Consider the following 10,574-nt stretch of genomic DNA (forward strand, 5'->3'; position numbering starts at 1 on the left):
GCAACGCGCACGTGTCGCCCAGGTGTCCTACCGGTGGACTAGGGGTGGAGCGTACCTGTCCGGGAAGACCTCTCGGCGTCGCTGCGGCGAAAGGAGAACTTCTTGTGCCCAAAGAAGCGCAAGCAGGGTCCTGAGTACGAAGATCAGCAGCTGGGCGAGCAGGACGCGGTCGGAGCCGCCGACACCCTCACGCTCCTGGGTCAGGGCGAAGACACCGCCGCAGGAGTGGACCTGACAAATCTTCGGGAGCTAGTGCTCCCCCGCGTCGTTGACAGCGCCATGGTGGGGCATTTACTGCCGCCGGGAAAGCTGATGCGGTCCTGATTACGCCGGAGCACCCGCACTGGCCCGCCGGATTTGCTGACCTTGACTGGACGCCCCGCAGGCCCTCTGGGCCCGGGGCGATACCGCTCTGTTGGTCGCACAGCCGAGCTATGGGTAATGTGCGGTAATCGTTTGGTCGGTATTGCCCCGTCGTCGGCGCACGGGCCGCCATCGGGTACGGCGAGCACGTCTGTATGGACATTGTCGGCGGGCTCGTCGGGCGCGGGCACACCATCGTGTCGGGGGCCGCGTATGGCATCGACGGGATGGCGCACCGCACCGCTCTCGCCAGCAACGGCCAGACCGTCGCGTACCTCGCCGGAGGTGTTGACCGGTTCTACCCCACCGGACACGACGCCCTCCTCACCCGAATCGCCACCGACGGCGTCGTCGCCTCGGAAATGGAGACAGGGCTGTCCTCCACGCACTCAGCCGCCGAGAACGAGATGAACGTTAAGCACTTCGCGCCCTCTAGCCGTCCAGCGGCACAGACTTCGCCGCCCGTTCAGGGGCGTCCTGACGCCGCGTTCACGGTTGACTGGGACGGTCCCGTAGAGGGGTCGCCTTATGGGCAGAACTTTATCCAGCTTTCACGAACTACAGGCCAGCGTAATTCCCCGTTACTCTGAGCCCATGACGACCAGACCGGATGAACAGGCTAAAGCGCGAGCTTTATGGCGCTGGACGGTGCCAGCTGCCGTGATCGCCGCCGTCTCTATTTTGTTGATCTGGGTAGCCCAATCGCTACCCACTATTTGCCCCGCAATTTACCCCGCACCGCCAAGCTGCGCTCCTGATGCACGCTCCGGTCCCGCACTTCTTAGCAGCGCATTCCTCGTTGCCCTATTTGTGGCGCTGTTGGTCACCGGCGTGGTAATTCAACCCAGACGCCGCGATAAAGCATTACGGGTCCTTTTGATCGTGCTTGTCGTGGCTGCCACCGTCGCGCCTATATGGACGCTCAACAGTTCCGGGTTCGCGCTTGGTTAGCATTCCCCTTGCGGGCATGTGTGCTGCCATTGGATCAACGCCGACGGGTATGAGCAGCGAAACCCAATGGGAAGTCGAAGCCCGCTAGGGCGTGTCTCCTAACCCAGTGGGTTGGTTTGACCTGCTGCGGATATCTCGGATAGTGGGCCCTCTTAAAATGAGGGATCACTGAAAGTAGAGATCAGCATGACCGCAGCGCGGAGAAAATTTACGCAGGAGTTCAAAGACGAGCTGTGTCGCGAGGTGATCAATACCTCCAAGCCGATCACGGACGTCGCCACCGCGTACGGCGTCGGCCCGGAGACGCTCCGGAACTGGCTGGGCAAATATCGTGAGGCTAACGGCGGCACGGAAGTGGACTTGACTGTGTCGGAACGTGCCAGGTTGAAGGAACTCGAGCGGGAAGTTCAAGAGCTGCGGGCGGAGACCGCTTTCTTGAAAAAAGCCAGCGCTTACTTCGCGCGGGAGCAGCGGTAGTGAGCAAGTACGAGTACATCGACTCCCAAAAATCTGAGTCCACCAACCACAATTCGGTGGTGAAAATGTGTCTCTGGCTGGCCGTGTCCACGTCCGGTTTCTACCACTGGGCAATCCGGCCGCAGTCCGCAACTGCGGCCCGCCGAGAGGCCCTAATCTCCCGCATTCAACACTTCTTCGAGGAGTCCGACGGCACCTACGGATACCGCCGAATCCACGCCGACCTCGCCGCGGAGCAGACCGAGTGCTCGCCCGAGCTGGTGCGGCAGCTCATGCGCCAGATCGGCCTCGTAGCCTGCCAACCACGGCCCTTCCGCATCACGACGGAGGCAGATGCCGAGGCGGCGGCGAGCATGCCCGACCTCGTCAAACGCGACTTCGCTGCCGACCGTCCCGGAGTGAAGTTCGTCGGCGATATTACATACATCCACACCTGGCAAGGATTCATCTATCTGGCCACCGTCATCGACTGCTATTCGAAGAAAGTCGTCGGGTGGTCCATCGCCGACCACATGCGCACCGAACTCGTCGCCGCCGCCCTCCGCAACGCCGCTGCGACGACCCTGATCGAGCCTGACGCGATCTGGCACTCCGACCGCGGCAGCGTCGGCGGATTCAACTGGTCGTCGCAACACCCCGACATGGAGGTGGATTATGGGACGTCCAAAAGGGTGGATGGCCGCGCAACTCGGGCGGGAGCCGATGCGGTCGCCGGGCCGGCCGCCGGCGTGGCGCCGGGAGCACCGGCAAGATTTTTGGAACCTCGTCGGGCAGGGTCTCTCGAGCGAGGACGTTGGCGAGCGGGCGGGCGTGTCGGCGCCGGTCGGGACACGGTCGTTCCGTCATACTGGCGGGATGCGAGACATCAGCAGAGTACCGCTTTCCGGGCGGTTTTTGACCATCGTCGAGCGAGAGGAGATCGCACTACTGCGGGCACAGAACGCCGGGGTTCGACAGATCGCACAGGTATCGGCCACTGATTGGGAACGCCAGTTGTCGCAGGTTATGGTGCGAGGCCGAGTTGTTCGAGCATGCCCTGTTGGTCGCTGCTGCCCCACCGCTCGACTAGCTTTCCGCTCTCAAACCGGCTGATTTGCATGCCACGAACGGCCATCGTTTTCCCGCTAGCGGCGTGGCCCATGAGTGGGCCTTGGTGGGTGCCGCTGAGGGTGTAAGCAAATGCGACGTCGGTGTCGTTTGCGACGAGGCGCTCGACTGCGATGTGCAGGTCGGGAAAAGCGGCAATCATCTCGCCGAAGAACGCTTTGTAGCCTGCGGGGCCCGGGCCTTGGCCAGGGGCAGGATCGTTGTCAACTGCGTCTTCGGCCACGAGGTCGTCGAGAAGGTCGAGTTCTCCGCTGTTGACGGCGTCACCAAACTTCTGCTGCGCAGCAATATTTGCTTCTTGACTCATGTGTTCACTCTCTTCCTAGAGATTTAGCATGGAGGGATTTGTGTGGGCCACGAGGTGACCATACCGCCATTGACGTTCCGCGTTGGGAGTGGTGAACGAATCTGAGTATGAATCCGATGCCGATGAGGACGGCCTGCGTTGCAATTTCTGGCAGTGCTGCTGTCGCGACGACGGCCCAGAGCACAGCGGTGCGAACCGTCGCCTCGATACCGTTGAAGGCGAAGAATCGGGCAAATCGGATATATCCGGATGCGGCAGGTCCTCGGAGGTCTCGGAAGACGAATCGCTCTTGGAGGAGGAAATTGCCGACGATTGTGACGGCTGCAAAGATGATTGCAGCAGCGATGTACCACACGCCGAGAGCCTGCAGTCCCGCCATGATGATCAGGTTCGCTACCGCGCCAGCTGCGCCGATGGTGGCGAAGCCGGAAACGCGACCGAAGCGGAGTGCGGCAAGTTGCGTGACGAAGCGGACCCCTTGCCGGAAGTCAGCTTTGGATACACCGGCTTGTCGTTCGCCGAAAACGAACGGTTCCTCCGCCACAGTGACCGTATTGCGAACCAGAATCTCGAGCAGTATTTTAAATCCTCGTGGCTGCAAAACTGATACATCTATGGTGGCGCGGCGTACGGCGAAAAAGCCTGTCATCGGGTCGGTGCAGTTCTGCAGCCTGACGGGGAACATCGCGCGTGTCAGGAGGTTTGCTGCGTTGGAGACGATATGGCGCGATATGCCTGCGAGCCCGCCGGATGAACCGCCGTCAAGATTCCGGGAGGCGACAACCACATCTGCGTGTTCGCTGGCGGCTGCGGCTAGCAGAATCGGAATCATCTCGGGAGGGTGCTGCAGATCACCGTCCATCACGATGCACCACTTCCCGCCGCTGGCGGCAATACCCGCGAGGACCGCGCCCGCTAAGCCGCCGATGGGTGTACTTCGGTGGATAATGCGGACGGGGAGGCGGGCGGTGTTGCCGACGTGAACTATTACCTGTGGTGTGTCGTCCGAAGAGTCATCGACGAAGATGATTTCCGCGTCATAGTTGGTTGTGGCGTCACTAATTCGTGCAACAAGCTCGGCTATGTTCGGTGCCTCATTGTAGGTGGGTATCACGATCGAAACCTTCATCAGCGGGTCATTCCCTTCCTGTCCGGGGCGAGGCGAGCATTCTTGTTCGCCGCTGGCGGGAGGCGAGGTAGAGTCGGTGGGCGGTGATGATTATCGCGAGCCACGCCAGTCCGAGGGTTACGGCCACAAGCACATCAATGAACCAGTAGTGGCCGAGGTAGACACGGCTGAGTCCGATGGTGAGTGCGAAAAGTATTGCGACGGTGCCCGTCAACACCCGCGCGCGGCGAGTTGTTTGGCGAAGCATCAGCAGGTAGGCGATCACGACTGCGTTCAGAGTGTGGCCGGATGGGAAGGATGGGAGTATTCGTACGGAGCGACCGCGCCGATCAGCGGCGGGCACGCCCGACCGATCAGGTCTTTTCCGGCGATCGTCATCGCGAGGGATTCGATCCCGGCAGCGGTGATGAGGATGGCGGGGGTCCACCATCTGCGGTGAATCGACAGGGTGAGCAGTGTCAACGGACCTGAGCACACCGCCGATGACGTTGAAGGTAATGAAACGGCGCCGCGGCATGTGCCCGATTCCGGCGGCGACGCGGCGAAGGTTCGTACCACGGGTACGAATCGTGCGACTATCACCGCAACCGGGCCAAATCGTGTGAAAAACCTTTCCGTTCGATCGATACTTTTCCGACGGGCCCGATTCGTGTCGTTCGAATATTCGAGGGCCGGTGCTGCGTCCGAGTGCGTAGTCGACCTGGTCGCCGAGTATGGCGGATATGCCGATAAGCAGAATCACCAGGCAAAGCAGCTGAGTGATCGCCCCGCTCGCAACCAGACCGGTGAAGAACAGCAGCGTATCTCCGGGAAGGAAAAACCCGATCAGGAGGCCCGTTTCGGCACACACGATGGCACACACGATAGCCAGACCCCGCACCCCCGCACCCGTGATGAGCGTCGGGGGGGGGGTCGATGAGGCCGCTGGACAAGATTGAGGAAGGGGTCATGAGTTCTATGGTTTCGGTTGGAGTATTAAGAAATCGGGAAGAATCGAAAACATCGCGACGGCACGCGCGGTTAGGGTCCGGGGTTGCCGGCCAGCGTGTATTCGTAGATGACGCTGCGGTGGGTTTCATAGTGCGCGACGGGGGTGTAGCCCAATTCGGCAAGCTGCTGTTTGTCGTAATCGTTTGGGGACTCGATCGAATATTCGATGAGCCAGACGCGGTCGACGTCAGCGAGCCGGCCAAGGTTCGCGGCTTCCGCGATGGTGTACGCCGTATCGTGCCAGGTCGGGTCAGCACTAAACGGCACCTTCAGGGTGATGTCGCGCAGCCCGATAAATCCAGCTGGATAGGTGTGGAGAGCAAGGCGCGGGCGGCGGGATGGACGGACACTTTCGTCGAAGTCCACCGCGTCCCCGGGTTTCGCGTGCGCTCCGAGCAGTGTGCTGATGTCCGCCCAGTCGCTGTGGTTCTTTGCGTACGGGGTCCGCTGCGCAAGATAAACCGGAGCCGCGGTGGCAACGATAAGGAGCACCCCGAGAGATAGCGCCCACATCCTGTTGCGGGTGAGGACCACCAGTCCGGAGGCGATGAGGATCGCGGCCGCAGGTGCGCTGTACGACAGGTACCGGGCGGTATAGACGGGAACGAGGAACTGCCCGCCAATGAGTACGACTGCTGGGACCAGCAGCCAACTTGCCGCGACCAGCTCCAGGCTCGGCATCCGCAGCCCTCCGGCGGTGACTTCGACGTTGTGTTTGTCATGACGACCTCGTCGGGCGATTACCACGGCAGCGATGCCGGCAACCAGAATCAGTGTCCACGCGATAGCTGCAAATTGGTTGCTACCGAACCACAGCGACACCAGCAACTTCCGGGAAGTCACTTCATTGCGGGACGCGAGGAAACCTATTTGGTGTCGTTCCAGCACCGCCCAGATCACCACCGGTGTCGCCAAAATAATGGCAGCAGCGGCATACAAGAACCATTTTCGGAGGAAGCCGCGCGGAGCCCGAATATTGAGCAGAATGACGGCATGTGCCAACACCAGCAGAATCAAATAAAGGAAAACATAAATACCCGTCGCGGACAGTGCTGCGTAGGCGAACCACTGCCACCGCGACGATCCGTTTCGTCGAATGATTTCGACTAGCAGCACGGTCAGCCAAGCGGCAATCGCGGCGCTGAAAGCGTATGAACGCGTCTCTTCCCCCATGTACGTTACCCGCGGAAGGATGCCGCAGACGATACCCGCGACCAGCGCGGTCCGTCTCGAGGACAAACGTGCGGTGAGATGCATGATGCCCGCGACCGCGATGCCAATGGCGATTGCGCTCGGGAAGCGGACCGAAAAAGGTGACGCACCAAAAACATTTATCCACGCGTGCAACCCGAGATAGTAGGTGCCGTGGACTGCATCCACCGTGGTCAGCATGGTGAACAAACTTGAAAGCGATCGTTGCGCGGACATGATGCTCGCTGCCTCGTCCCCCCATAACGAGGGAATCCAGGAGCCCGATAAGGACACCACCATGCTAGCCAGGGCAACTACTGCAGATATCAGCCGGTAACGGGCCGTTTGTGGTGACCCGCGCGAGGTCATCCGAATGGCCAGAGAGACCCGTTCCAATGCGCTTATCATCCGATTACATCATACGCTTCCTAAAAAATGATCAAAAATGAGCCCCACCGGGGGCCGATTCTTAGAGGCATCTGGGGGCAAGAGGTCGCGCATTGTGCCGAAAAGCAATCCCGTTGACACCCCCAGACGAAAGGTCCACTTCGTGTTAGGTCTCAAACGGTCAGCAGCAGGTGCGTAACTCGCGCACGGCGGGCGGACAGCATTTCATGCCGTCCTCTGACAAAAAAAGTGTTCATAGCGCGGGCGCTGACTCTAGCTGAAAATAGATCTGCTCGAGTGATCCATCCGCGAGGAACGCCGCCACAGTATTCGCGATCGAGTCGTGATGGCTGAGGCACCCACCACGCAAAATTCCGATGCTGGTGCATGTTTTCGTGACCTCTCACAGCACGTGTGTATTCATAAATACGGTCATCCCGAGTTCGCTGTTGAGGCGCACAGTAGTTTCGTGCAGCGTGCGGACTCCTTCCGGGTCCAACCCCGAGGTGGGCTCGTCCAGGAAAAGCACCGCCGGTGAGTGGAGCACAGCTTGCGCAATTCCGACTTTTTGACGCATGCCCTTGCTGAAAGTCCCCAGCTTCTGACTATCACGGCCCTCGAAGTGAACCGTCCCTGATTTCCTGCCGCTTTCTTTCTGGTAAAAGGATTCGGATATGCCCAAGAAACACCCAACAGAGGTTCGTGAACGAGCGGTCCGTATGACTCTTGATCGTTTGAAGGATTACCCATCGATGTGGGCGGCCTGCCGCGACCTAGCCCCCAAGCTCAACATCGGCGCCGAGACGCTCCGAAAATGGGTCACCCAGGCGCAGGCCGACGCCGGCGAACGCACCGGGCCCACGACCGAGGAGCTCGAGGAAATCAAACGCCTCAAGCGCCAGAACCGTGACCTCCGCGAGACGAACGACATCTTCAAAGCGGCAGCGTCTTTCTTCACGAGGGAGCTCGACCCTCGCAACCGTCTATAGTCGCTTTCATCGTCCAGATGAAGGCGAACGGCCATGGAGTCGAGTTGACGTGCGGCGTCCTGCGCGAGCAGGGCGTCACGGTCACTTCACGGTCATTTCGGGCATGGAAGACTCGCGCCGACGCGGCCCGAGTTCAGAGCGACGCGGCACTCGTCGACCGGCTGAAAGCCTTGAAAGTGAGAGATGTGTACGGGCGTCAGCAGCCCGAGATTCTCTACGGGCGACGGAAGATGACGGCGTGACTCCGCCGGGGCGAGTTCACTGACGTCTCCAAGCACACGGTCGACCGGTTGATGCGTCTCGAGGGCATGAACGGCCTCATCCGGGGCCGGAAGCCCCGGGCGTCGGCGGCGACGGGCAAGGAGTCAGCGCGAGCCCCTGACTTACTCAAACGCAACTTCAGTGCGCCCCGCCCAAACCACTCCTGGGTCACGGACTTCACGTATGTCCCAACCTGGGGCGGCTTCGTCTACGTGGCCTTCGCGATCGACTTGTACTCTCGTGCGATCGTGGGCTGGCATGCGTCAACGGTCAAAGACACACCGTTCGTTGAGGTCTGTTTGAATATGGCGCTCTGGCGTCGCGACCATGCCGGCCACGCCGTACGGCCCGGTTTGATACATCACAGCGATGCCGGATCTCAATACACATCGATTAAATTCACCGAGACTGTCGCTCTGGAAGGCCTCGTCGCCTCGATCGGAACCATCGGAGACGCCTACGATAACGCGGCCGCGGAGACGGTCATGGGGCTTTACAAGAACGAGGCCGCGGCGAAGAACTCACCCTTCGTGACGGGACCGTTGAAGACCCTCGCAGACGTTGAGAAATTCACCTTCGACTGGCTGGACTGGTACAACAATCGGCGCCTGCACAGCGCACTCGGGAACATGCCGCCCGAAGAATATGAACGCAACTACTACGCTGAAACAAACGGCCCGATAAATATCGAAGCCGCCAACAAAACGGCGGCATGAAACCCGGGACGGTTCACTTTTCTTCAGCAAGCGTTGATGAAAACCGCCCGCAGATCACCATAAATGGAGGACTCGGTGGAGACCCGTGGTGGCGTTGCCGAACCGCGGCTCACAGGTCTCCTACGGATACGGCGGATTCCAACATTTCTATTGCTCGCTCGGTGGTAAGCACTACCCCGGCGATGTAGTTGAAGTTGGTAAGGGCGGCCGCATACCCGTCGCCGAGTTCAGGGTGCCGTGCAGCGGCGGTCGCGTCGGCAACGACGGCCACGTCAAATCCCTGTTCCAACAGCTCGCGTAGGTGGCTTTCGATGCACAGGTTTGCTGACATTCCTGCGAGCACAACCTTGCTGATTCCGCGTTTACGCAGCTGGAGCACGAGGTCGTTCTGCTCGGGCCCGTAGATCTTGTGCGGGCTACACACTACCGTCTTGCCGTCTTGCAGGAACGGTTTGTAGCGCTCTAACCAGTCAGCACCCGAGCCAGAAAATCCGTCAAGATCCAAGGGCCCCGGCCGATCGAACATACCGATCTCGTGCATCATCTTTTCCAAGGTTCCGCCGAATTCCCACTGGTGATCGTGGGGAAAATAGTAATGCGGAGACACGAAAACCTCATACCCCGAGGCTTTGGCACTCACGAGCAACTGCTCAATGTGCTCGACGGTGTTATTCTCTTCGACACTCTTACCGACCAGCTCCCAAGTAACACCGGCGGGGCTAAGAAAATCGTTTTGTGGGTCCGTCAGCACGAGCGCTGTAGTGGATGTATCAAACAACATAAACATTCTCCTTCATCAAGGTCACGAGCAATACTGCGGTACGCTCACTGAGCTGACAGCTCAGGCGTAACGGCCGATCCGCACCAGTGGATTCGTCCGTCGCCCAGCCAGGCTGCGCCATTCTCGATGACATCTTCACTAGGCCGTCCAGTGACGGGACTGCCCCGAAAGGCCCGAACGGGTACGAGGGACAACCCCTCCCAGCCGATGAACGGTTCCGCCACGGCGCTGGCGGTAGAGCCAACCGCGATGCCGCCGTCCATTCCATCGATCGTACAAGTAGCACGATTGTTAGGTCGTTTGCGGAGGAAGGCTCTGGTGAGTACTCACCGCCAGACGGTTCCACACGTTGATCGCGGCGATGGCCATCAACAGCTGCACAATTTCCCTCTCCTCGAATGATTCCCTCACCTGCCCCCACAACGAGTCCGACACACCGCCGTTTCCGATGAGTGTCACCGCCTCAGTGAGTGCTATGGCGGCACGTTCGCGTTCGGAGTACACGTTCGGCGCTTCTTCCCATCCAGCTAACACATCGAGGCGACGCTGATCGATGCCCGCCGCTCGAGCTTCACGCCCGTGCATGTCCAGGCAGTACGCACAACCATTGATCTGCGACGCACGAATTTTCACCAGCGTTAACAAGGCTTCACCCAAGCTTCCCGCGTGGATGTACTTCTCAAGGGCAACCATCGGTTTATAGGCCTCAGGATCGACATCCGTGACTAAGAGGCGCTGCTCAAATGACATTGTCGTTATCTTTCTGTCTGTGTTTGCGGTACGTGTACTTCGAGTGGCTCCTACTGCGTATGTCGCTCGATGAAGTCATCGATCAAATGCACGACGGTGTCCAGCTGTTCATCCAAGGCGAAGTGCCCGGTGTCGAGCAGGTGCAGTTCAGCGGAGGGAAGATCATCGAGGTACG

The 10,574-nt window shown here is 59.9% G+C and carries 10 protein-coding genes and 3 pseudogenes; 5 read left to right on the forward strand and 8 right to left on the reverse strand.

Translation table 11 applies throughout. From position 1 onward, the window contains the following. The first annotated feature begins 102 nt into the window (after positions 1–102). From CXY80_RS11120 to CXY80_RS11130, 4 genes and pseudogenes are all read left to right on the forward strand, one after another. A complete protein-coding gene (locus CXY80_RS11120) occupies positions 103–324 on the forward strand; it encodes a hypothetical protein (protein ID WP_104132548.1) in 222 nt (73 codons plus the stop codon). A gap of 155 nt (positions 325–479) precedes the next feature. Then, positions 480–953: pseudogene (locus tag CXY80_RS11125) on the forward strand (DNA-processing protein DprA); the annotation flags it as partial. Positions 954–957: 4 nt separating this feature from the next. Continuing rightward, positions 958–1,314 carry a hypothetical protein gene (locus CXY80_RS19140; RefSeq protein WP_134477564.1) on the forward strand — a complete coding sequence of 119 codons (357 nt, stop codon included), beginning with the start codon at positions 958–960 and terminating at the stop codon, positions 1,312–1,314. Between the two features lie 186 nt (positions 1,315–1,500). After that, a pseudogene (locus CXY80_RS11130) lies at positions 1,501–2,399 on the forward strand (IS3 family transposase); the annotation flags it as partial. Positions 2,400–2,794: 395 nt separating this feature from the next. On the opposite strand, the gene CXY80_RS11135 reads toward CXY80_RS11130, so the two are convergent. From CXY80_RS11135 to CXY80_RS20215, 6 genes are all read right to left on the reverse strand, one after another. After that, positions 2,795–3,205, reverse strand: coding sequence for an ester cyclase (locus CXY80_RS11135; RefSeq protein ID WP_104132550.1), 411 nt, complete (start codon positions 3,203–3,205; stop codon positions 2,795–2,797). A 4-nt stretch (positions 3,206–3,209) separates the two neighbouring features. Further along, a complete protein-coding gene (locus CXY80_RS11140; RefSeq protein ID WP_104132551.1) occupies positions 3,210–4,334 on the reverse strand; it encodes a glycosyltransferase family 2 protein in 1,125 nt (374 codons plus the stop codon). Between the two features lie 7 nt (positions 4,335–4,341). Continuing rightward, positions 4,342–4,677 (reverse strand): phosphatase PAP2 family protein, encoded by a 336-nt coding sequence (locus tag CXY80_RS11145; protein ID WP_233195278.1) that lies wholly within the window; start codon positions 4,675–4,677, stop codon positions 4,342–4,344. After that, a complete protein-coding gene (locus CXY80_RS20210) occupies positions 4,608–4,796 on the reverse strand; it encodes a hypothetical protein (protein WP_233195287.1) in 189 nt (62 codons plus the stop codon). Before CXY80_RS20210 ends, CXY80_RS11145 begins: the two co-directional genes overlap by 70 nt. Positions 4,797–5,354: 558 nt before the next feature. Further along, complete coding sequence (locus tag CXY80_RS11155; protein WP_158251636.1) at positions 5,355–6,752, reverse strand: glycosyltransferase family 39 protein; 1,398 nt, start codon at positions 6,750–6,752, stop codon at positions 5,355–5,357. A gap of 553 nt (positions 6,753–7,305) precedes the next feature. Continuing rightward, on the reverse strand, positions 7,306–7,584 hold the full coding sequence (locus CXY80_RS20215; RefSeq protein ID WP_233195279.1) for an ATP-binding cassette domain-containing protein: 279 nt from the start codon (positions 7,582–7,584) through the stop codon (positions 7,306–7,308). Between CXY80_RS20215 and CXY80_RS11165 the strand changes: the two are divergent. Continuing rightward, positions 7,577–8,868: pseudogene (locus CXY80_RS11165) on the forward strand (IS3 family transposase). The gene CXY80_RS20215 and the pseudogene CXY80_RS11165 sit on opposite strands and share 8 nt — an antisense overlap. 109 nt (positions 8,869–8,977) lie before the next feature. On the opposite strand, the gene CXY80_RS11170 reads toward CXY80_RS11165, so the two are convergent. Beyond that, positions 8,978–9,649 (reverse strand): isochorismatase family protein, encoded by a 672-nt coding sequence (locus CXY80_RS11170; protein ID WP_104132563.1) that lies wholly within the window; start codon positions 9,647–9,649, stop codon positions 8,978–8,980. 291 nt (positions 9,650–9,940) lie between these two features. Then, a complete protein-coding gene (locus CXY80_RS11175; protein ID WP_104132554.1) occupies positions 9,941–10,399 on the reverse strand; it encodes a carboxymuconolactone decarboxylase family protein in 459 nt (152 codons plus the stop codon). Positions 10,400–10,574: the final 175 nt, after the last annotated feature.

The sequence above is a fragment of the Cryobacterium sp. M91 genome (assembly GCF_002929615.1).
Taxonomy (GTDB): Bacteria; Actinomycetota; Actinomycetes; order Actinomycetales; family Microbacteriaceae; genus Cryobacterium; species Cryobacterium levicorallinum.